The organism is Pontibacter sp. T17, from assembly GCF_057219875.1.
The window spans coordinates 1,748,239-1,769,923 of sequence record NZ_JBXVVW010000001.1; the positions used below are offsets into that span (position 1 = coordinate 1,748,239).

The 21,685-nt window shown below is 52.9% G+C and carries 24 protein-coding genes; 14 read left to right on the forward strand and 10 right to left on the reverse strand.

The features are described from left to right. Positions 1 to 64: 64 nt before the first annotated feature. A complete protein-coding gene (gene lpdA / locus AC2D8O_RS07740) occupies positions 65 to 1,471 on the reverse strand; it encodes a dihydrolipoyl dehydrogenase (RefSeq protein ID WP_484678224.1) in 1,407 nt (468 codons plus the stop codon). 116 nt (positions 1,472 to 1,587) lie between these two features. Here lpdA and AC2D8O_RS07745 point away from each other — a divergent pair, with 116 nt between their 5' ends. Together AC2D8O_RS07745 and AC2D8O_RS07750 are read left to right on the forward strand one after the other, a co-directional pair. Next, positions 1,588 to 1,926, forward strand: coding sequence for a CHY zinc finger protein (locus tag AC2D8O_RS07745; protein WP_484678225.1), 339 nt, complete (start codon positions 1,588 to 1,590; stop codon positions 1,924 to 1,926). An 83-nt stretch (positions 1,927 to 2,009) separates the two neighbouring features. Further along, entirely contained in the window at positions 2,010 to 2,732 is a 723-nt protein-coding gene (locus AC2D8O_RS07750) for a hypothetical protein (RefSeq protein ID WP_484678226.1), read from the forward strand. Between the two features lie 19 nt (positions 2,733 to 2,751). Here AC2D8O_RS07750 and AC2D8O_RS07755 read toward each other — a convergent pair whose 3' ends face one another. The 5 genes from AC2D8O_RS07755 to pth form a co-directional block, all read right to left on the reverse strand. Next, positions 2,752 to 3,669 carry an ATP-binding cassette domain-containing protein gene (locus tag AC2D8O_RS07755; RefSeq protein ID WP_484678227.1) on the reverse strand — a complete coding sequence of 306 codons (918 nt, stop codon included), beginning with the start codon at positions 3,667 to 3,669 and terminating at the stop codon, positions 2,752 to 2,754. Positions 3,670 to 3,672: 3 nt separating this feature from the next. Further along, complete coding sequence (locus AC2D8O_RS07760) at positions 3,673 to 4,914, reverse strand: alanine dehydrogenase (protein WP_484678228.1); 1,242 nt, start codon at positions 4,912 to 4,914, stop codon at positions 3,673 to 3,675. Positions 4,915 to 4,957: 43 nt separating this feature from the next. Beyond that, positions 4,958 to 5,401: a tRNA (adenosine(37)-N6)-threonylcarbamoyltransferase complex ATPase subunit type 1 TsaE gene (tsaE, locus tag AC2D8O_RS07765; RefSeq protein WP_484678229.1), complete on the reverse strand. Its 444-nt coding sequence runs from the start codon at positions 5,399 to 5,401 to the stop codon at positions 4,958 to 4,960. Beyond that, positions 5,401 to 6,966, reverse strand: a complete 1,566-nt coding sequence (gene porX, locus AC2D8O_RS07770) for a T9SS response regulator signal transducer PorX (RefSeq protein WP_484678230.1) — start codon at positions 6,964 to 6,966, stop codon at positions 5,401 to 5,403. Before porX ends, tsaE begins: the two co-directional genes overlap by 1 nt. Before the next feature lie 62 nt (positions 6,967 to 7,028). After that, positions 7,029 to 7,604, reverse strand: a complete 576-nt coding sequence (gene pth / locus AC2D8O_RS07775; RefSeq protein WP_484678231.1) for an aminoacyl-tRNA hydrolase — start codon at positions 7,602 to 7,604, stop codon at positions 7,029 to 7,031. Positions 7,605 to 7,754: 150 nt separating this feature from the next. Here pth and AC2D8O_RS07780 point away from each other — a divergent pair, with 150 nt between their 5' ends. Genes AC2D8O_RS07780 through AC2D8O_RS07790 form a run of 3 tightly spaced genes read left to right on the forward strand, consistent with a single transcriptional unit; the run spans position 7,755 to position 9,066 of the window. Then, positions 7,755 to 8,150, forward strand: coding sequence for a response regulator (locus AC2D8O_RS07780; RefSeq protein WP_484678232.1), 396 nt, complete (start codon positions 7,755 to 7,757; stop codon positions 8,148 to 8,150). A 29-nt stretch (positions 8,151 to 8,179) separates the two neighbouring features. After that, positions 8,180 to 8,569, forward strand: a complete 390-nt coding sequence (locus AC2D8O_RS07785; protein ID WP_484678233.1) for a response regulator — start codon at positions 8,180 to 8,182, stop codon at positions 8,567 to 8,569. A 44-nt stretch (positions 8,570 to 8,613) separates the two neighbouring features. Then, entirely contained in the window at positions 8,614 to 9,066 is a 453-nt protein-coding gene (locus tag AC2D8O_RS07790) for a GNAT family N-acetyltransferase (protein ID WP_484678234.1), read from the forward strand. A 1-nt stretch (position 9,067) separates the two neighbouring features. Here AC2D8O_RS07790 and msrB read toward each other — a convergent pair whose 3' ends face one another. Continuing rightward, positions 9,068 to 9,460: a peptide-methionine (R)-S-oxide reductase MsrB gene (gene msrB / locus AC2D8O_RS07795; RefSeq protein WP_484678235.1), complete on the reverse strand. Its 393-nt coding sequence runs from the start codon at positions 9,458 to 9,460 to the stop codon at positions 9,068 to 9,070. A 161-nt stretch (positions 9,461 to 9,621) separates the two neighbouring features. On the opposite strand from msrB, the gene sdaAA reads away from it, so the two are divergent. Beyond that, positions 9,622 to 10,536: an L-serine ammonia-lyase, iron-sulfur-dependent, subunit alpha gene (sdaAA, locus tag AC2D8O_RS07800; RefSeq protein WP_484678236.1), complete on the forward strand. Its 915-nt coding sequence runs from the start codon at positions 9,622 to 9,624 to the stop codon at positions 10,534 to 10,536. Between the two features lie 88 nt (positions 10,537 to 10,624). Then, the gene (locus tag AC2D8O_RS07805) at positions 10,625 to 11,512 is read left to right on the forward strand and encodes a hypothetical protein (RefSeq protein WP_484678237.1); all 888 of its coding nucleotides are present in this window, start codon (positions 10,625 to 10,627) and stop codon (positions 11,510 to 11,512) included. Here AC2D8O_RS07805 and AC2D8O_RS07810 read toward each other — a convergent pair. Then, entirely contained in the window at positions 11,493 to 12,290 is a 798-nt protein-coding gene (locus tag AC2D8O_RS07810) for an ADP-ribosylation family protein (RefSeq protein ID WP_484678238.1), read from the reverse strand. The two genes, AC2D8O_RS07805 and AC2D8O_RS07810, sit on opposite strands and share 20 nt — an antisense overlap. A gap of 76 nt (positions 12,291 to 12,366) precedes the next feature. On the opposite strand from AC2D8O_RS07810, the gene AC2D8O_RS07815 reads away from it, so the two are divergent. Both AC2D8O_RS07815 and AC2D8O_RS07820 read left to right on the forward strand, forming a co-directional pair. Next, complete coding sequence (locus AC2D8O_RS07815) at positions 12,367 to 13,419, forward strand: asparaginase (RefSeq protein ID WP_484678239.1); 1,053 nt, start codon at positions 12,367 to 12,369, stop codon at positions 13,417 to 13,419. A 1-nt stretch (position 13,420) separates the two neighbouring features. Beyond that, a complete protein-coding gene (locus AC2D8O_RS07820) occupies positions 13,421 to 14,923 on the forward strand; it encodes an oligosaccharide flippase family protein (RefSeq protein ID WP_484678240.1) in 1,503 nt (500 codons plus the stop codon). Here AC2D8O_RS07820 and AC2D8O_RS07825 read toward each other — a convergent pair. Both AC2D8O_RS07825 and AC2D8O_RS07830 read right to left on the reverse strand, forming a co-directional pair. Then, positions 14,832 to 15,587 (reverse strand): ComF family protein, encoded by a 756-nt coding sequence (locus tag AC2D8O_RS07825; protein ID WP_484678241.1) that lies wholly within the window; start codon positions 15,585 to 15,587, stop codon positions 14,832 to 14,834. The genes AC2D8O_RS07820 and AC2D8O_RS07825 overlap by 92 nt on opposite strands. After that, the gene (locus tag AC2D8O_RS07830; RefSeq protein WP_484678242.1) at positions 15,587 to 16,522 is read right to left on the reverse strand and encodes a DUF2279 domain-containing protein; all 936 of its coding nucleotides are present in this window, start codon (positions 16,520 to 16,522) and stop codon (positions 15,587 to 15,589) included. Before AC2D8O_RS07830 ends, AC2D8O_RS07825 begins: the two co-directional genes overlap by 1 nt. A 187-nt stretch (positions 16,523 to 16,709) precedes the next feature. Between AC2D8O_RS07830 and lpxK the strand changes: the two genes are divergently transcribed. The 5 genes from lpxK to AC2D8O_RS07855 are packed head-to-tail and all read left to right on the forward strand — an operon-like array spanning position 16,710 to position 21,685. Continuing rightward, entirely contained in the window at positions 16,710 to 17,801 is a 1,092-nt protein-coding gene (gene lpxK / locus AC2D8O_RS07835; protein ID WP_484678243.1) for a tetraacyldisaccharide 4'-kinase, read from the forward strand. Beyond that, positions 17,773 to 18,606, forward strand: coding sequence for a purine-nucleoside phosphorylase (locus AC2D8O_RS07840; protein ID WP_484678244.1), 834 nt, complete (start codon positions 17,773 to 17,775; stop codon positions 18,604 to 18,606). The genes lpxK and AC2D8O_RS07840 overlap by 29 nt, the downstream gene beginning before the upstream one ends. A 29-nt stretch (positions 18,607 to 18,635) precedes the next feature. Beyond that, complete coding sequence (locus AC2D8O_RS07845) at positions 18,636 to 20,762, forward strand: putative porin (RefSeq protein ID WP_484678245.1); 2,127 nt, start codon at positions 18,636 to 18,638, stop codon at positions 20,760 to 20,762. Position 20,763: 1 nt separating this feature from the next. Next, complete coding sequence (locus tag AC2D8O_RS07850) at positions 20,764 to 21,309, forward strand: DUF5063 domain-containing protein (protein WP_484678246.1); 546 nt, start codon at positions 20,764 to 20,766, stop codon at positions 21,307 to 21,309. A 7-nt stretch (positions 21,310 to 21,316) separates the two neighbouring features. Continuing rightward, the gene (locus tag AC2D8O_RS07855; RefSeq protein WP_484678247.1) at positions 21,317 to 21,685 is read left to right on the forward strand and encodes a hypothetical protein; all 369 of its coding nucleotides are present in this window, start codon (positions 21,317 to 21,319) and stop codon (positions 21,683 to 21,685) included.

Genomic DNA, 21,685 nt, shown 5'->3' on the forward strand with positions numbered 1-21,685 from the left:
ACAAAAATAGCAGGAAAGCAGCATGTGGGCTGCCTTCCTGCCATTGCGATTTAGTCAAAGCGTGTTAAATGTGGATTACCTCGCCGTATGCAGCGGCGGCAGCTTCCATCACAGCTTCTGACATGGTGGGGTGCGGGTGCACCGTCTTAATGATTTCGTGGCCAGTGGTTTCGAGCTTGCGGGCTGCCACTACTTCGGCAATCATCTCGGTAACGTTGGCGCCAAGCATGTGTGCACCAAGGAACTCACCGTACTTGGCATCGAAGATCACCTTCACGAAGCCATCTTTCTTCCCGGCGGCGCTTGCTTTCCCGGATGCACTGAAGGGGAATTTGCCCACCTTGATTTCGTAGCCCATCTCGCGCGCTTTCTGCTCGGTAAGGCCTACGCTGGCCACTTCGGGCTGTGCATAGGTACAGCTGGGGATATTGCCATAGTCCAATGCATGGGGCATATGTCCACCCTTCTCGGTGGCGGCGATGGCTTCGGCGCAGATGATGCCTTCTGCACTTGCCTTGTGTGCAAGGGCCGGGCCAGGTACGCAATCGCCGATGGCGTATACACCGGGCACGTTGGTACGGTAGAACTCGTCAACGACAATTTTGCCGCGATCGGTCCGTACACCCAGATCTTCAAGGCCAACGCCTTCGATGTTGGCCACTACGCCTACAGCGGAGAGGAGAACGTCGGCTTCCAGTACCTGAGAGCCTTCTGGGCCTTCCACGGTTACCTTCACGCCAGCGCCACTTTTATCAACCGCCACCACTTTGGAGTTGGTGAGAATGTCCATGCCTTTCTTCTTGTACAGACGGAAGAGCGTCTTGCTCACTTCTTCGTCTTCGAGAGGCAGGATGTTTTCCAGATACTCGACGATGGTGACGTGGGTGCCAATCGCGTTGTAGAAGTAGGCGAACTCGGTACCAATGGCACCAGAGCCCATGACTATCATTTTCTTGGGTTGCTGGGGCAACACGAGCGCCTGGCGGTAGCCGATGATTTTCTGGCCATCGATTTCCATGCCGGGCAGTTCGCGGCTGCGACCACCTGTGGCCACGATGATGTGGCGGGCGGAAAGCATGGCTTTCGTGCCGTCGGCCTTGGTTACTTCTACCTGCTTGTCGCGGGTGAGTTTAGCATTGCCGTAGATGGCTTCAATCTTATTCTTTTTGAACAGAAACTGAACGCCCTTACTCATGCCTTCTGCTACGCCCCGGCTGCGCTTCACGATGGCAGAAAAATCGGAAGAGAAATTTCCAGCATTTATGCCATAATCAGAAGCATGCTGAAGATATTCAAAGACCTCGGCAGACTTCAGGAGCGCCTTGGTGGGAATGCAGCCCCAGTTGAGGCAAATGCCACCGAGCGCTTCACGCTCTACTACAGCGGTTTTCAGCCCCAACTGCGAGGCACGAATTGCTGCTACGTAGCCACCGGGGCCACCACCTATCACGATGAGATCAAAAGTTTCCATGTAATGAGCAGTACAGGATGAAAGGGGCAATCGTTGCCAGACGCCCCATTGGGCGCCAAAGATAGGGGGAATTGACTGATTGCGAACTTTACAGGCAATCTTCGCAGACGATGACAATGAATGAGCGAATCCTGTTTGGGCTTCTGGTCAAGGGTGTCAAGGTAGATGCGCAGACCCGCTGTGAGCACTACCATAAGGCTGAAGATGTCATTGCAATCCGATTTCATTGCTGCGATACCTACTATGCCTGTCGTGAATGCCACGATGCCTTGGCCAACCATCCGGCACTGCTATGGCCCCCACACAGGGCCAGTGAGCCCTGTGTCCTGTGTGGGGTTTGTGGCCACCAGTTGACGCAGGCACAGTATCTGGCAGCAGAAAATGCCTGTCCATCCTGCAAGAGTCTGTTTAACCCTGGCTGCAAGACACACCTGCATCTTTATTTTGCTGAGTAAAACTGAAATGGCACGGTATGTGCTATTTTGCTTCTTCGCCGTAACCCTGTTTTTGTTGTGCCATTTTCCCTCTGTGATATCTTATGAGTTCGCTGCTGCTTGTGACCGTCGTCGGCGCTGTTCTGTTTGTTATAGTGTTCGGCGCAGTGTGGTACCTGAATACCGCTCAGAACACGTCTTCACGCAGGCTGCTGGAGTACATGCGGCCGTTCGAACTGTCGTTTGATACAGTAGGCAAGAAGACATTTGCCTCAGGAGAATTGGAATCGCGGTGGGTAGTGTTTGACATACACCACGACGAGAAAATCCGGATGCGGGTACGGCTGAATGTGCCTTTGGAAGTGGATTTTCACTTCTCGACCCAGATCTCGCGCAACTACCTTTTAAAGCATGACAACAAAGAGGTTGCCAATTGGGCAAAGGTTGGAGAGAAGTACTATTTCAGCATGATGTCGGCAGAACCAACAGCCGAAAGTCTGATGACAGCGCTGAAGCCTGAGACTTTGGCGGCTATAGATGCCTATGATCAGGAATATACTGGCTTTCTGCTTTACAACGTGGATGGCAAGACGCTGTTCGCCAAAACTGACCCCAGTCTGCTTCAGGCCCATATGGAGCTTGACAGCCAGATGTGTGTTTACGGGCACTACGAGATTTCCGATCAACACGACGCGCTGGATTTCCGCAAGTTTGTCCGCGATACGGTGCATCTTGCCCGGACAGTTGAGGATGATCTTATGACGCTGTTCCCTCACGCGAAGGAAGCAACGCAGCCCGCGAAGTTTATGTTAAAGAAAAAGGCCTGAGTCTCTCTCAGGCCTTTTTCTACTCAGGATTTGTGAGCTGCCGGAAGACAGACTCGAGGTTGGCCTGTTGACGCTCGGTTTGCAAAAGCGCATTGTCCTGTTGCACGGCAGCCTCAAACAGACCTTTGCGGATGTCGACGCCCGCAGGTACAGTGATACGAAACATGCGAGGAGCAACCGATTCTACCTGAGTGATACCGAGTTTCTCCTGAATGGGCGTGAAGTCGAAACCTGGTTTTTCAAACTCGCAGAGAAGCACTGATGCTCCCAGTTCCTGCTGCAGATTGGCAAGGGTAGATTCCAGTACCAGCTTGCCCTTGTTAATGATTACAACTTTGTCGGCAACCGCCTGTACTTCCTGCATGATGTGCGAGGAAAAGAGGAGCGTTTTGTCGCTGCCGAGCTCGCGTATGAGGTTGCGGATTTCCACTACCTGATTTGGGTCCAGACCACTGGTGGGCTCGTCCAGTACCAACACGCTGGGGTTGTGCAGCAGGGCCTGTGCAATCCCAGCTCTCTGGCGATACCCTTTGCTGAGGCTGCCTAGTTTCTTGTGTGCTTCCGGGCCCAATCCTACCCGGTCTATGGCATCTGCCACGGCCCTGTCAAGAGTGTTGCCTGCCAGGCCACGCAATTGACCCGCAAAGCGCAGATATTCACGCACATAAAGGTCTAGGTAGAGCGGATTGTGCTCGGGCAGATAACCAATATGACGTTTGGCTTCCAAGGCGTTGGTAAGTACATTGACACCGGCGACTGATACGGTCCCCGCGTCTGCTGGCAGGAAGCCGCACAGTATTTTCATCGTACTGGATTTGCCAGCGCCATTAGGGCCCAGAAAGCCTACTATTTCGCCTGGCGTGGCTTCGAAGGTAAGGTGGTCTACGGCCGTCTGGGTGCCATATCGTTTGACAAGTTTCTGAATCTGGATGGACATGGCTCAGAGCTGGGCAGCGTACAAAAGATCGATATCCATGAAGTCCATGTTGAACATGCTGGCAATGGACCGCTGGGTAATATGCCTGTGATAGAGGTAAATACCTTTTTTGAAGTTGCGGTTTACGGCCATCAGATTCTTGACACCCCCTGCTTCACCGATACGTGTAAGCAGGGGGCCCAGGATGCTGCTGATGCTCTGGCTGGCAGTACGTGCAACACCACTGGCAATGTTGGGAACGCAGTAATGCGTTACACCGTGGATCTCGTATGTCGGTTGGTCCAATGTGGTCAGGTGGCTGGTTTCAATGCACCCACCCTGATCGATGGCAACATCAACAATGATGGAGCCGTCGCGCATGGTCGCTACCATTTCTTCGGTTACCACGCAGGGTGCGCGGTGACCAGCTTTATGAGCTGCGCCAATCACAACGTCTGAAGTTTCTACAGCTTCGGCTACAAAGTGAGGCTGGCTGACAGCGGTGTAGATTTTGATGCCCAGTATTTCTTCCAGGCGCTTGAGCTTGTAGACCTCCTCGTCGATGACCCGTACGTGGGCTCCCAGTGCCAGGGCAGTTTTAGCTGCGTGGAAGCCGACAGTTCCAGCCCCGATGATGGTGACATTGGCAGGTGGAACACCTGTAACTCCTCCCAACAGCATGCCTTTGCCTCCGCCATCTATGCTGAGGAGACGAGATGCGATGTGAATGCTGCTGATGCCCGCAATCTCACTCATCAACCGCATGATGGGTAGGCTGCCATCAGGGGCCTGCAGAAACTCAAAGCCAATGGCCGTGACATTTTTCTGCATGAGGGCCTTCAGATAATCAGGGCGAAGGGCGCCCATATGCACTGCGGAGATAAGCGTCTGTCGCGGTTTGACCCATTCCACCTCAGCGGCATTCAGCGGCGCAATTTTCACGACAATGTCGGCGCGGTTGAAGATTTCTGCTGGCGTGTAGGCGATAAACGCGCCTGCGTCGGTGTACTCTTTGTCGGTGAACTGAGCAGCTGCTCCAGCGTCATGCTCTACAAACACCTCGTGTCCAGAGGCAGTAAGGGCTCTGACCGATCCTGGCGTAAGAGCCACTCGACGTTCGTAGTTGCTTACCTCCTTGGGGACGCCAATTCGCAGAATGACGTTCTGTTCTCCCACTTTCATGGGCTTTTCCTGAGTTGCCGTCAGAAAGGCAGGGTCGAAGCCTTTCTTCAGCAATTCGCGTGCGTGTTGCAGCGATTCTTCCATACGGGCAATGGCGCAGCTGAACGATTGGTAGCCGCTTTAGCTATCAAAAGTAGGGAGAAACTTTTATGTAGCGGCTGTTGGGGCTGTGGCCATAGGATAATTCAACCCGGAGGGTCTTATCGGGCAGGATTGATTCTGCAATCTGGGGCCACTCTACCAAATGCCAGCCGGGTGCATCCAGCATTTCGGGTAGCCCAATCTCCAACAGTTGGCTTTCTGATTCCAGCCGGTAGAGGTCATAGTGAGAGAGTGCGATGCCTCTTGGGCTTGTGTAGCGGTTGACCAGCGCAAAGGTGGGGCTGCTGATCGTATCCGGAATAGCCAATGCATGTGCCAGTGCCTGCACCAGAGTTGTTTTGCCTGCACCAAGGTTGCCAATCAATGCCATCACGCAGTAGGGTTGGCCTTGGACAAGGGCCAGCAACTCGCTGGCGACCTCAGAGGTCTGGTCCAAAGTAAACTCACGCTCAAGCAGATAGGGCTTCATTACTGCTTCGGTACCAGCGTTACAATCGGCACAATCATTTCTTCAAGGCTGACACCACCATGCTGGAATGTTCCCTTGAAGTGGGAGGCGTAATAGTTGTAATTGTTGGGATACACGAAGAATGCATCCTCCATGGTGAAGGCGTATGAGCCTGATACCGAAGAGGATGGCAACTTTATGTCTTTAGGCCGCTTGACAGTGAAAACCTGGCGATCACCTTCGTCATAGTTGAGGTTGCGGCCGTGCTTGTAGCGCAGGTTGGTGGTGGTGTTCCGGTCGCCGATGATGCGGATGGGACGATTAACCGCTATTGACCCGTGGTCGGTAGTAAGTATGATGCGAATGTTTCTGTCTTTCAGTTTGCGTAGCGTAGCGAGTAGTGTGCTGTGCTCAACCCAAGAGCGGGAGAGCGACCGGAATGCAGCTTCGTCTGGCGCCAGTTCCTTCACCAGCGACATTTCAGACCGCGCGTGTGTCATCAGATCAATGAAATTGACGACGATGACGTTCAGGTCGTTGTTCAGAAGGTTAAGGGCATTTTCCACCAGGGCCTTTCCATCATCGTTGGAAATGACTTTGGTGTAGGAGTGCTTGATGTTAAGCCGCTTACGAAGCACGAGTTCCTGCAGAAAATCGGCCTCATGCTGGTTTTTACCACCTTCCTCTTCATCAAACACCCAATGTTTGGGGAAGCGATCTGCGATTTCAACTGGCCAGAGCCCACTGAACATAGCATTGCGAGCGTACTGCGTCGCGGTTGGAAGAATCGAGAGATAGGTTTCCTCTTTCTCTACGGTAAAGTATTGAGAAAGAACTGGCTCGATTTCCTTCCACTGGTCGTAACGAAGGCAATCGACCAGTACAAACAGCAGCGACTCCTTGCCGGGCTTCAGTTGCGGGAACACTTTTTCGGGCAACACCTCAGGGCTCATCACCATGCGCTGGCTCACAGGCTTGGCAATCCAGTTGACGTAGTTCTTCTGGACGAACTTCGCGAAGTTGACATTGGCTTCGGTCTTCTGTGCTGCCAATACCTCGGCCATGCTCTGGTCTTCACTGTGCTCCAGCTGCATTTCCCAGTAGACCAAACGTTTATACACCTCTACCCATTCTTCGTAAGAGTCTATTTCGAGCAGGTCCATTCCGATGTTGCGGAAGTCCTGCTGATAACCCTGATTCACTTTCTGCGCGTAGAGACGGCGGCCTTCGAGTAGTTTCTTGCAGGAGAGGAGAATCTGGTTGGGATTTACCGGCTTGATAAGATAGTCGTCAATCTGGCTCCCGATGGCATCCTCCATTACATGCTCGGCTTCGCTTTTGGTAATCATGACTACCGGCAATGCAGGGGCCAAGGCTTTAATGCGGCCCAATGCCTCCAGGCCGCTGATTCCGGGCATGTTCTCGTCCAGAAACACTATGTCGAAATCGTCGTTCTGCACCGCATCCACTGCGTCCTCGCCATTGGTAACGGGGGTCACCTGAAAGCCCTTCTGTTCGAGAAACAGGATGTGTGACTTGAGATGCCCTATTTCATCATCGGCCCAAAGGATTCTGGCGTTCTGCATGGTAGGGGAGGAATGAAGGAGAATGTGAGTGTAAGGTAAGAGTATAACGCCCTGTGGAAGATTCAGGCACCTGGAAGGGCCAATACGTTTTTGTTAAAACGATTCATAGCCTCCTGAATGCCGGCAAAAGCAAAGGTCTGAACTGCCTCTACGGCAGCATCCAGCACAAAGGGCATGTCTTTCAGCTCCTGAGCCGAGAATTTGCCAAGTACATAGTCGACCTGACGGCCCTTGGCAAAGTTGTCGCCGACGCCGATGCGTAAGCGCGCATAGTCAGTGGTTTTGAGTAGTTCCTGAATGTTCTTCAGGCCATTGTGCCCGCCATCAGATCCTTTGGGGCGCAGTCGCAGCGTACCAAAAGGCAATGCAATGTCGTCAGTGACTACCAAGAGGTTGCTTACAGGAATCCTGTGGGCCTGGAGATGAAAGGCGATGGCTTTGCCCGACAGATTCATGTAGGTAGTGGGCTTCAGGATGATAAGCTTTCGACCACGGTGTGCCACCTCTGCCACTCCTGCTAGTTTTTCGGCTGAGAAGGAGTTTCCAGCCAGCTGGTCTGCTACCATGAAGCCAATGTTGTGCCGGGTTTCTACATACTCGGCGCCGATATTGCCAAGACAGGCGATCAGGTATTTCACGGCACAAACTTACGTTCCCGCGTGAATTGCGTAGCAGAGGGTTAGGCGAAAAATCCTACCCCTTTTACGTGTCGCGCGACATAGGGGATGTTGTGTAGTTTTACACCCACTGATGGGTGCACTTTACCCAGTACCTGACACTCCCCGGATATGCCCAAAAAAATCATCATGTGTGTGGACGATGAGAAGGTAGTTCTCACCAGCCTCATCGGTCAATTGAACAATGCCTTCGGCAATAAGTACGTCTACGAAGGGTTCACGGGCGCCGAGGAAGCCTGGGAGTTTATTGATGAGCTTTATGCTGACGGGCAGACGGTAGATCTGATCATCTGTGACTGGCTGATGCCCCGTGTCCGGGGCGACGAGTTTATGATTCGGGTGCACAAACGTTTCCCCGACGTGCACTTGATTATGCTCTCAGGCCAAGCCGATCAGGAGTCTGTAGAGCGTGCACGCGTAGAAGCCAAGCTGCATAAGTTCATTGCCAAGCCTTGGGACAAGGATGAACTGATGGGTGAGGTAAAAATGCTGCTGGAAGGCGCCTGATTGTATTCCACTTCTTTATCGCTATCACAATGAAAAAGCCTGTTATCCTGTGTGTGGACGACGAGAAGCTGGTACTTGACAGCCTCATCAACCAGTTGCGCAATCACTTCGGGAGCCGCTTTGTATACGAGACGGCAGAAAACAGCGAAGAGGCCTGGGACGTCATCAACGAAATGGTAGATGACGGATATGAGTTCAAAGTAGTTATTTCCGATTGGCTGATGCCTTTGGAGAAGGGCGATCAGTTTCTGATAGACGTTTACAACAAGATGCCAGAAACGGCGCTCATTATGCTGAGTGGGCATGCCGACGAAGAGTCGGTAGAGCGTGCACGAAAGTATGGCAACCTGCGCGTATTTATCCGAAAGCCTTGGGATAAAGCGCAGTTGATTGGCGAGGTCGAAAAAGCCCTCGGCTGAAATGTGCTTTTACCTATCTTACGGTATAAGCCTCCTGGGGATATATGTTGACTGGACTTACCGTAAGACTGATTGAGCATGGCTCTGACGAGTACCGTCAGGCAGTGGCGCTGCGCTACAGAATATTACGTGAGCCATTAGGGCTGACGTTCAAGGAGGAGGACCTCCAAGCCGAATGCAATGACTATCATATGGCGGCTTGGCTGGATGGCACAATGGCAGGATGTCTGATTCTTACGCCGGTGGATGGCGCCATCATTCGCGCCCGTCAGGTAGCAGTAGACGACGGCCTTCAAGGAAAGGGTATTGGCAAAGCCTTGATGCAGAAAGCGGAAGAGTTGGCACAGTCAAAGGGATATAGGCGCATGACTTTGCATGCACGCGAGACTGCAATCCCTTTCTATAACCGGCTGAACTACACTCCGGAAGGCCGCAGGTTCATTGAGGTGGGAATACCCCACCAGATCATGTCGCGTGAATTATGGCTGAAGCCCTGAGCTACTCTTTCTTCAGGCTCAGCGAGATACTGTTCATACAATAGCGTTTGCCTGTAGGGGCTGGTCCATCGTCGAATACATGACCGAGGTGCCCTTTGCAGCGGGCGCAATGAACCTCTTCGCGTACCATGCCGTAGGAGAAATCGCGCTCGATTTCAACAGCGCCAGGCAAAGCGTCAAAGAAACTGGGCCAGCCGGTGCCAGAATCAAACTTTGTATCAGATCGGAAAAGCGGCAACCCGCATCCAGCGCACAGGTAAGTGCCTTTGTCGTGGTTGTTCCAATACGCGCCAGTGAATGCCCGCTCAGTGCCTTTCTGGCGAAGTACACGATATTGGTCTGCGGAGAGTTTTTCCTGCCACTGGTCTTCCGTAAGCTGCTGGTTATCTTCCATTGGAGGTGTTGTAGAGAAGGTGGACTGTTGCGCTGAGCAGCGGCTGTTAACAAACAAGCCCCATACTGATGCAACCCAAAGCAGTACCCGCATAGTTTTGTCGTTGTATTAGTAACGTACGTGCCGACCGGCACGTTCAGATTTTTCAATACGTCCGCCGCATGACAACCCCCGTTTTGTTCGACAGCTTCAAGGAGTGGTCCGATTATCTCCAGGCCCACAACGAACCAGTGTGGAAACCAGTGCTGCAATATGAAATGGAGCAGAAAGGCCGCACCGAACAGGAAGTGTGGGGTGGCATAGCACAGGCTTACGCCGTGATGTGCGATGCCATTGAGACGGGGTTGGACCGCGATATGACCAGCCTAAGCGGCATGATTAATAACGGGGCCAAGAAAGTCCGAGACTGTAAGATTTCGGTGCTGGGACCAGGATTTCAGCAACTGATATACCGAACGCTGGCCGCCAAAGAGGTCAACTCCTGCATGGGGCGCATTGTGGCAGCGCCTACCGCCGGTGCCAGTGGCATTATGCCTGGTGTGCTGCGGCATCTTCAGGATGTTCACAGTCTGCCTAACGAGAAAATTTATGAGGGCATGCTGGTAGCGGCAGGCATTGCGCTCATCATTGAGCGGCGGGCAGGGATATCAGGTGCTGTGGGGGGCTGTCAGGCGGAAACAGGTACAGCTGCGGCCATGGGCGCAGGAGCCATCGTATATTGTCTGGGTGGCACGCTGGAGCAGATTTTCGACTCGGTAGCCATTACGGTGATGAACATGCTGGGCCTGATCTGTGACCCCATCGCCGGACTGGTAGAGGTGCCTTGTGTGAAGCGGAATGCCAGTGGGGCCGTGCTGGCCTTCACGTCAGCGCAGATAGCATTGGCAGGCGACAGCAGCATCATTCCGGTGGATGAAGTAGTGGACGCCATGGGCGAAGTGGGGCAGAGCATGGAAACCAAGTACAAGGAAACTGCACTTGGAGGTTTGGCCGCTACCCCTACCGGGAAAGCCATTGCCAACCGTGTGCTGCTGAATGAAGCGGAAGCCCTGGAGGACGACTCGGAGCCAGCCTGAGGTTGTGCACACGCTAAGTGGCGAAATCTGAAGTTGCTGCGGAGAACTTGCCAGCGGGTAACTCCATGGGTGTGGATACCTTTGGAGTATGAAGTGGTTACGACTCAGCATACTGGCCTTCGGCCTGATGGTTTCTGCGACCCAGGCACGTGCCGAAAAGCTCCTGGCGGATCTGAATCTGGACGACGGGGCAACGTGGGAAATCGTCGGTGTATCGCTGCATAACTACCGCCTGGTGCCCCTGCAGAAGGAGCTGGGCACATTCGTGATCAAGAGCACCGAGGTGCTGAAGTCGATGCAACAGGCTTGGGATTTCCCGCTGATGTTCAATGACTACTGCGAGTGGCACTATTCCTTAAAGATTTACCGCAATCGCGAGCTGGTGAAGACTTTGCGGGTGAACCTGGTGTGCAACTACGTGACCATTGGCTCATTCAGTTACCGGTTCGATCCTGCCTTGATGGCCGTTTTCAAGGACGACAAGGTGAAGCTGCCTTGGTCGCGCATCCGGTTTACTGACGTGAAAAACATGCGCACGGCGTTGCGAAAGTTGTCGGAGCGCAACGATGTATATTTCTACAACGACATCAAGCCTTATCAGTACGACGGCTATTTCCTGCTGGGAATCGAAAATATTCCTATCCGCACCAACCGCGATTCTCTGAATCAGGTGATTTCAGAGCGGCTGAAGGTGGTTACGGGTTCAGACAACTTTTACCTCCAGAGCTACATCATGACGCTGGACGAGAAGTCGCGGACGCTGAATCTGCGCTTCAAGATCTACTGCGACCAGCCCTTTGCCGATCAGTTCTATCGAGTCGAGAAGTCGCGTGCAGACGGCACCATGCTGGTGTCTTGGCGCAACCACATGACATATGAGAACTTTCTGCAAGCCATCGTAGTGGGGGTAAACGAAGACCGCTACTGGCAGATCATTGGTCTGCCAAAGCCCAAGCCTATTTCAGATCCGCAATAAGCGGTACGCGCTCGGCCAGCAGTTGTCTGCCCTTTGCATCGTAACTGGCCATGATGAGTTCACGCCCTTCAGGCGACGATATGAAATGTGCCCAACGCTGCTTCAGCATCCAAAGGGCAGTGCCAGGTTGGTCCTCCGATAGGGCCGTTTTAACAAAGACGGCAAGGTCTTGGTTGGATAAATGAACGAGGGGCTTTTCCACGGCTTCCTGCCGGAAAGAGCCGAGTTGAAGCATCAGACCCATGCCCTCTGGACTTTCTGCGTTACACAGCCGCATCCGTACCGACTCGGCTCGCTGCTGGTACAGTTCGAGGTATTCTCCTCCGATTTCATAGCGCTGCTCAGTAGCGAAGAGCAGCAATTTTTCGCGGAAACCCGCAAGCGCTTCGGTATTCCCCAGAAAATCAACGCGCTCTTCAAGCCGAAGGCGCAGCAATTCAAACAGGTTGCGGGCGACAGTTCTGTATTTGCCAGGTGAAGTAGGCAGTTGCTCTACTACGAAGCCGGGACTCTGGCGGGGTTCTTCCAACCAGTAGCCATAGCGGGTATCGGCCTCGTCGGCGAGCAGCGGAAAAAACTCTGGGTGGTCAGCAACCTGAAGGTCCAGCAATGTGTCGACGGCCTCAACTGGGCCTTCGGGCAGGCGCATCATGCCACAGAGCCGCAGGCCCAATATCTCCTGAAATGCAAGTAGGGGTTTCTGGGGTGCCAGCTTGCGCACCCATTCGGAAAGCGTGGGCACGTCATCGCCCCAATTGAGCAAATAGGCATTTGCCATGCCGCAAAGTTCGCATTTACGGCGTGTCGCCGTTAGATTTGCAAACCTCCTGGACGAAAAAGCTGGAGTCAGCGGCGTGAAGCGTATTCTGGTAGTGTATACCGGTGGCACCATAGGTATGGCCACAAATCCTAAAACTGGCTCGCTAAGGCCAGTTGAGCTGGATAACCTGCACAGGCTTGTGCCTGAAATCGGCCGTATGCCAGTTGAGCTGGACTATTATTCGTTCCAGAGCCCGATTGACAGTTCCAATATTTTGCCGGAGATATGGGTGCTGCTGGCGCGAATCGTCGCTGATAACTACGAGCGCTATGATGCTTTCGTCATTCTGCATGGCACCGACACCATGGCCTACACGGCCAGTATGCTGAGTTTTTTGCTTGAGGGACTTCGCAAGCCGGTGATTCTGACCGGGGCCCAACTGCCACTGGACCGCGTCAGGACGGATGCCCGGGAGAATCTGGTCACCTCTCTGGAAATTGCCTCAGACCCCGAGTTCAGGGTGCCGGAGGTGTGCATTTGTTTCGATTCCCGTCTGCTTCGGGGCAATCGCACGCTGAAATATTCCAGCGAGAAGTTTCACGCGTTTGTGTCGCCCAATTATCCCCCATTAGCCGAGGCTGGGGTGCATATGCAGTATTTTACCGACAACTGGCTGCCATACCCCAAAAAGAATGGCAAGTTGAGAGTTCAGCTGACGGTCGACTCCAATATTGCCCTCATCAAATACTACCCAGGCCTGCCGAAAGATCTGCTGAAACGTATGCTGGAAACGCCCTCGTTAAAGGGGGTAGTGATGGAAAGTTTCGGCACTGGGAATCTGCCGGAGTTCCGCTGGCTGATGTCGCTTTTGAGTACGCGCATCAAAAACGGGTTAGTCATTGTCAATGTCTCGCAATGTCCCGCCGGTGGGGTAGAGCAGGGGCGTTATGAAACGAGTGCTCGTTTGGATGACATGGGTGTGATTTCTGGTATGGACATGACCCCTGAAGCGGCAATCACCAAGCTGATGTACCTGATAGGGAAGTACCCGGATAATGCCGAAACCGTTCGGCGGGAGTTAGGGGTCAGTCTGCGAGGGGAAATGACCCCTCCCAGTCAGAACTTTTTCGTGGAAGCTCCACATTAGCATGGCGGTTCGGAAACTGGCAGGGCAGACGCTGATTTACGGTCTCAGTTCCATTGTTGCAAGGATGGTCAGCTGGTTGCTGACCATTCCGTTTGCACATTACTTCAGCACGGCTGATTACGGTATTTTCTCAGACCTGTATGCGTGGGTCAGCTACCCACTCATTGTGCTGACTTTTGGCATGGAGACCAGTTTTTTTCGGTTTGCCGAGAAGACTGGCGACAGCAATCAATCTTATGTCAATTCGTTCGTCAGTGTTGGTGTCCTGACGGCAGCATTTGCTGTGCTGGCTATGGGTATGGCGCCAAATCTGGCCGTCTGGCTGGACTACCCAAAGCGTACCGACCTGATGTTGCTGCTTATTGGCATTACTGTGCTGGATGTGTTGGCCGCGGTACCGATGGCTCGACTGCGGTTTCGAGAGATGCCTAAGCGGTTTGCCATCATCAACATCACCAATGTGGTGCTGTTTGTATCGCTCAACATTCTGTTTCTCTTTGTGTTCAAGCTGGGGATTGTCTGGGTGTTTGTCGCTAATCTCATTGCCTCGGCTGTCAAGCTGCTGATGGCGCTGTGGGACAATGCGCCCCCGCATCTGAACGCCGAAAAGCAATCGCTGTATCCCATGCTTACCTATGGCTTTGTGATGATGATCACGGGCTTCAGCGGCCAGTTGAACGAGATGATTGACAAAAACCTGCTGCCGGACCTCTGGCCTGCAGGTAAGGTGTATGCCGGGAAAGCACGCAGTGGTCTGGAAATGAACGGCATTTACAATGCCTGTTATAAACTGGGCATGTTCATCACGCTCGCAGCACAGGCGTTTCGCTATGCGGCAGAACCGTTTTTCTTTCGACAGGCATCAGACAGGAAGGCGCCGGAAACCTTTGCCAAGGTATTCCATTACTTCATGGTTGCTTGCTTGATCACTTTTCTGCTCATCGCTGCGTTTGCACGCGAAATCGTTTCCTTGCCCTTGCCTTTCAGCCAGCGGACACTATTGCCACCAGATTACTGGCTGGGTGTCGGCATAGTGCCTATAGTGTTGATGGCGAACATTCAACTTGCAGCGTTTACCAATCTGTCGATATGGTATAAGATAACAGAGCAACTGAGGTTTGGCTTTCTGTTCAGTCTTTTGGGTACGGTTATTACCATTGCGGTTAACGTACTACTGATTCCGCGCTACGGATTCTGGGCGGCGGCTTGGTCGCATTTAGCCTGCTATGGCAGCATGGCAATCGCCAGTTATGTTTTCGGCCAGAAATACTACCCTGTGCCTTATCGGATGCTGCGCATTGGCGCATATACCTTTCTGGTGCTGCTGTCTTTCTGGGCAGCGTGGAATCTCAATACGGGCTTTGGCTTCCAATGGGGCGACCTGCTCCTGAAAGTTGCGTTGGTGGCGGCTACTATTGCATTTCTAGGGCTGCTGGAGCGGACATTTCCACCTTTTCAGAGTGCTGGTCAGGAAGGACCGCCGCAAGTCCCAGCGCGCCGGTAACCGTATATCCCCCCTTGTGCAGTGCCTGTGCACCGGCAGCTAGAGTGGCTCCCGTGGTAATTACGTCATCCACCAGCCAGACCGCGCCACTTGAACTTGGCGTGTTGTGCACTGCGGCAAACACATTTTCCATGTTGCGTGTACGCGCTTCGCGGCTTTTGCCCGTCTGTGATTCTGTGTGCCGGATACGCTGTAATCCGTCCCATACAGTTGCCTGTGGCAGGGTTGCCGCAATGCCTTCAGCGATAAGCTGTGCCTGATTATAGCCCCGGTGGTTCAGTTTGCGCCTGTGTAGCGGAATTGGTACCAGCAGTATGGGGGCGTCAAAAACCTTGCTCTGCGACAGCTCTTCTCCAAACATCTGGCCCAGGCGAAAAGCCAGTTGTGGTGCATTGCGGTACTTCATTTGGTGAAGCAGGCGTTGACTTAGCCCTTTTTCTTCAAACCACATCAGGGCGGCTGCCCCCTCAAATGAGTATTGCTGTTTAAGGTTGCGGGTAATCTGATTCTGCCACAGCATTGTCGACAAACCTGTTCTAGGTAAATGCATCTGGCAGTGAATGCAGATTTCTTTTTCTGCTCCTGCTAGGGTTGCCTGGCACCCAGGACAGTATCTTGGGAAAAGGAAATCGAGAAGGCTATGCCACAGGTGAAGGAACCGCATCAGTAGAAAATAGGGTGAAACCGCGTACCATTTGGCCCAAACTCCAGTGCTGGCAATGGTACCCTGAGGCAATTGGCTGCACTGAGAATGGTTTTTAGGAAGTGTGACCTTGTACGGATTCGGCTCAGGTCAATGTCAAGGGAGAGATAGAATTGTCGTTTCTCTCGGGCGCGAATCACATCGTCGGGGTCGATACCATATCGGCCAATCATACCCTCTCCGCCATATCCAATTGCAATGCCCAGCCAGGGTGGAAGTACCTTTTTGGCTTTGCCCTCAGGCAGAAAGGGATGTACCGAAAGGCAGAGCCAATACGTCTGCCCATTGTAATCTTTGATAAGTTGCTCTACGCCACGGCCCAACAGTTTTGGGTTCTGGCTTGCCCAGGGCGAAGGGCTGAAGCTGAATTTAAGCGTGAGTCGTTGTTCCTTCCACAGTGCTTCATTCAACACCGCCAGACCGCTACCTGCTGCATTGGCAGCCAAATCAGACCAGGAGGCTCCATACTTAGGTGAGAAGCCATCAAACAGTTCAATTGGGCTCTGAAACACAAAGCCCGCAAGCCCACCATACAGCAAGACCGTTTTTCGACTGGCGCCTGCCCATTTCAGCATCTCCATCACGAGTCGGCTTTCCTGATAAGCGCCATAGATGTGGCCTACCTTGTCCAGCTGAAGCCATTCACCTCGGTCATCGAACCATCGGAATGACGAAAGGGTGTCGTTTCCATACCATGCCAAGGCCAAGCCAGTGTAAACGGAGGCGAATCCCGCACCTGTGGTATATCCTGCCAGTCGTATCCTTTTGGGATTGTACTGGGAGTCGGGTTCCCAAAATGAGGTTTTGCCAGTGGTTTGCTGGCCAGCCAGTTTGATGCTGAACAGCATCAGGAGGGCCAGAGTGCACAGAATCAATACTGGCTGTTTTTTTTGCATGAGGATTGTGTGGGCAATAGGGGTGGAGTTTGCTTTTTGGGAAAAACTGCCAAAGCTGGTCTTCGAATCTCTATGATGGGAATAATGTGCCAATTTTGCGACGGTATTTCGGAAACCGGAAGCCTCAAGTGCTTAAAAAACGTAATTTCCAACCCAGAAGTCCACTGTATATCTGACCCCTCTGTAAATGACAAAAGCTCGACTATTACGGTTACTGCTATTGCCTTTTGCCTTTGTCTATGGTATGGTGATGCAGTTGCGCAACTGGGCATACGACAAAGGTCTACTCAGATCGTATTCAGTCGCTGGGGTTCGCGTGATTGCGATTGGTAACCTTTCAGTAGGAGGGACTGGCAAGACACCGATGGCAGAGTATCTGCTGCGTTTTTTTGCGGATAAGGGCCGGAAAGTTGCCTATCTGAGTCGTGGTTATGGTCGTAGCACAAAAGGGTATCATGACGTTATCACAACGGAGGTAACGGCGGAAGATGTTGGTGACGAGGCTTTACAGGTCGCACTCCGCTTCCCTGGAGTCCATGTTGCAGTGTGTGAAGACAGAGTTGCAGGTGTAGAGAAACTGAAGCAGAAATATGGGGTCGACCTGGTCGTTCTGGATGATGCCTTCCAGCATCGCCGTATCCTTCGTGACCTTGACATTGTAATGATTGACGCCAATCGGCCACCATGGGAAGATTATCTGCTGCCAGCTGGTCGGTTGCGCGAACCTGCCCGTAACCTCAAACGTGCAGATGTAGTGGTTGTGAACAAACTATCAGACAAGAGTAAAATCCAGCGTTTTGCAGGGCATCTGTTTCATAAGTCGGCATACTCGCGCCTTGCGGCTACTGGTCTGGTTTCCTGCAGCACCGGCGAGGTGATCCCAATGGAGCAACTTGCACAGCGTAACTGCGTTGCCTTTTCAGCCCTTGGCAATAACGAGGCTTTCTACTCCCAATTGAAATCTATAGGCATCACAGTGCTGAAGCCCTTTCCGTTTCGGGACCATCATCGCATTCTCTCCAATGAATTTCAGCGAATCCGGAATTCTTTCCGAGGGCTACTGAAGCAAGACATTTACCGAGATCCTTTGCTGCTCATAACCACGGAGAAAGACTATGTCCGGCTGAAAGATGAGGACTGGTTCAAACTACAGGCTGCCGATCTCCCCATTTATTATCTGCAGGTAAAGCTTGAATTTTTACAGGGAGAAGACCACCTTGCGCGCTGCTTCAGTCAAATATTAGAGAACCATGGAAGCTATCACAGCGCAGCAGTTTAGCGAAACGCTAGCCTACATACGTCGTTACTACTCAGACAGTCCCTCTGTTGGCATAGTACTGGGGACGGGCATGGGCAAGCTTGTGGATGCCATCGAGATTGAGAAATCACTGGCTTATAACTTTATTCCACACTTTCCGATATCTACGGTTGAGAGCCATTTTGGCAAGCTGATCTTTGGAAAACTCGGTGGCAAAAAGGTAGTAGCAATGCAGGGACGCATGCACTACTACGAGGGCTACAGCACTCAACAGATAACATATCCCATCCGTATTATGAAGCTGCTGGGAATCCAGACGCTTTATTTGTCGAATGCCGCTGGGGGCTTGAACCCGGAGTATCGTCGGGGAGACGTGGTGATATTGGAAGACCACCTGAACCTGCAACCGGAAAACCCACTTCGAGGACCTAATATGGACGATTTGGGGCCCCGATTCCCCGATATGTCCATGCCTTACAGTTACGATCTCATCAAGCTTGCGGAGAAGATAGCAGCAGAGCAGGGTGTGAAAACGCACCGGGGGGTATACGCAGCAGTGCAGGGGCCTAATCTGGAAACACGGGCTGAGTATCGTTATCTGCGGACGATCGGCGCAGATCTTGTGGGAATGTCCACTGTCCCAGAGGTTATCGTCGCAAATCATATGGGGGTACGTACCTTTGCGATCTCCATCATCACCGACGAGTGCTCGCCAACCAACCTGCAACCTGTAACCGTAGAGGAAATAATTGCGGTGGCCCAGGCTTCAGAGCCAAAGCTTACGGGTATTCTGTCGCGCCTGATTGCCGAAGCGCCAGAGCAGTGAAGTACTGGTTTGCGCTTGGGCTGTTCGTAATGGCTCTGCTGAGTAGCCAATCAGGGTGGGGCCAGACCACTGGCTTCGGCGTACAGCCTCGTTCACAGGCTCCACGTCAGCCAGGCGAACTGCCAAGACCTGGCGAGACCGCCTTTAAACAGGATACCACGGAGTCTAGCGATAAAGACAAGAAGAAGCCAAAGCGGACGGTTCGTCTATACCCGTCAGCAATTCGTTATGGCCTGAAACGTGAAGACACGCTGCAACTGGATCTTCGCAGACCTACCATGTGGGATGAGGTAGATACCCTTGGAGGGTACATCCAGTCACTAGGCCAGGTCGGTAAGCCGTATCAGCAGTATAGATGGGGTTTGTCTTCGTATTTCCTTTCGCAGGGGTTATGGACGGATCCTTTCTCGGGTGAGCCTATTGTGTATATCCCGGAGACAACTACCCAGTTGCCTTACTTCGACTCTTGGACACCCTATGCCGATGTTGATTTCAAACAGACGGCGGGGGAAACTCAGTTGTTGCGGCTGGATCTGACGCAGAATATCACGCCCTTCTGGAATGCGGCGTTCCGCTATCGGCGGAGAGCTTCTCGAGGGCCATTCCAAGGCATGGTGACTGACCATTACAATCTGGCTTTCACAACCAATTGGCGGACCTACGATGGGCGTTGGAGTGTTTTTGCCAATGGGTCTTTCAGTCAGCTGCGGGACCAGATCAATGGCGGCCTACTTGGGGCTGGATATGTGCCTATTGATAGCCTTTTTGAAGCCACCATACCTGCCGTGCAGTTAACGGGCACTTTTTTGGCACGCAGGGTCCGGTCGGTCAGTGGGCTGGCCAGCTGGCGTGTAATCGGCGACAGCACCAATGGAGTAACGGTAGTAGGGGGCGGTAGTTTTGAAGAGTCGTTTCGCAACTGGGAAGATGGCAATGGCGGCACTGCCCAAGCAGTTGCCTACCAGTTTCTGCGCTTCCGTCCTTATGGAAGGCTGTTGCAGGATTCACTATCGGTCATCCGTGCTGGTTATGGCGTAGATCGCTACAACCTTTTTGGCGGATTGCGTTTTTCAGCCCGTATCTGGAAGCTGCTTTTGCGACACCAGATAGAGGCGGAGATTACCCAACGGAATGTAAGGGAGTTCAGTGCGGGTGGCAGTATAGTAAAGGCAACGGAGCAGACGGTGCGCTGGAATGCGCTCACGCAGGATACAAGTGGCACCAAAGGCTTGTCGATAGGCTGGACACTGGAGTATGGCCGCAGTAATGTGCAGGCTGATCGCTATCTGCTGAAGGGGCGTGCAGTATGGAACGGCACCCCTGCTCCCTATGTGGTGAAGGACAGTGTGAGCAGAGAAATACGCTCGCAATGGCGTAACTATCCAATACAGTTCAAGGGGACTTATGTGCCTTACCTGCTGGGAATGGAAGCCTCAGTAGAAAGCCGAAACCCTTCGCTGTTTCAGCAGTTCTGGACTGGCCAGACATTTGCTGCGGACAATGGCCTGCGCAACGAGACGGTATTTCAGGCTCGTGCGTTCGCGACTCTCAATGGACGTCTGCGCAGCAAGCGTGGCATTCCGTATCTGGCAAACTATGCTACGGCTACTGTTTTTTTCAGTGGTCAGGTCTCTCCACTCTACTATGATTATCTAGCCAGAGTGCGGCAGGGCAGTGGTAGTGACAATGTGCGTTGGCAGGGTGTCAGTGTAGAGGGCCGTTATGGCCTCGGGCGCCTGTATCTGGAAGCTGCCGCCACCCTACAGCAGGGTGCCGCTACCAGTGACGCGCTGGCTCCCTATGCCAGCAGTCAGCCCAACCTGTACGGGAAAGTGTCTTTGTTCTATCAGTACAAGCTTTTCCGGGAGTCTACTACCCAGTTCTCGGTGGGGCTGGACGGGCATTTTTTCTCAGAGCACTACCCACTGCAATACGATCCTTCCATCAGCGTGTGGTATCCGCAGCGCAGCGAGCGCATTCCTGGTTATTTTCGGGTGGACGCCTATGCTTCGGCCAACATGTTCACGGCAGTGGCGTTTGTCAAAGTGATGAATGTGCTTAGCGGCCTGAACGGCCCTGCTTACTTTAAGACAGCGTATTATCCTATGCAACCACTGTGGTTCTGCTGGGGTGTCAGCTGGCAATTCTACGATTGATATGACTCCTGCCGAACTGTTCAAAACCCCCGAAGTACAGGCATTTACGTTCACTGCACAGCAGTTTGTGAATGCCGTGGATGGTTTTCTGGGAAAAGAGCAGAAAGATGGAGAGGTAGCAGCCTTCCTGAAACCTTTGCCTCAGTTGCTGGCCAGTCTCTATGCATTGGCCACATCGCTGCCTGATGCTGCTGTGTATGATGATGATCCAGAAATGGATAACGTGCGGCTGCCCGACTTTGAGTTGGTATTGCAGGCTCGCTTGGGCCCAGCGGCACTTTACGTAGAGACGTTCGATCCGTACGACTACGCAGACAGTGAATCTGTAACAGGCAGTTTGGCGGAAGACCTGACAGCTATTTACCGAGATTTGAAAACTGGGCTTGCTTACGCGGAAATTGGCTCTCCTGCCGCCTTGCGCCATGCGCTGTGGGAATGGAGGTTTGGCTTCCGGGCGCAGTGGGGCAATAATCTGGCCAGTGCACTGCGGGTAGTGCACCATCTACTGAACCATCATCGCGAATTATTGGACGAACCCCTTAGCTGAATTTTCTATGGAGCACCCGGAATTGCCTTCAGATTTTACTGCCCAGACTGATTTTGACGACATGGTAGGGTCGGTGGCGGTAGACCTGACCGACGGATCGGAGTCGTTGCAGCGGCTTGCACTGCACAGCGGAGTGGACCTTACCAAGTGGATGCCGGTAGGACTGAACCTCGTGTGGGACCAAGGTGAACTTCACACAGAGCTGCTGGTGCTGGAGGCTGGGCGCTCTTATGAAGAAGATGCTCCCATACCTGTTCGCAAGATGAAGATAAGCCTGCCTCTGGAGCGGATACTGGCCCAGATGCGGATGCTGGAATTGGTGGTATTGGATCGCAGCCGCGACCTGCAGCGCTTTCGCCTGCAACCGGGCGAATGA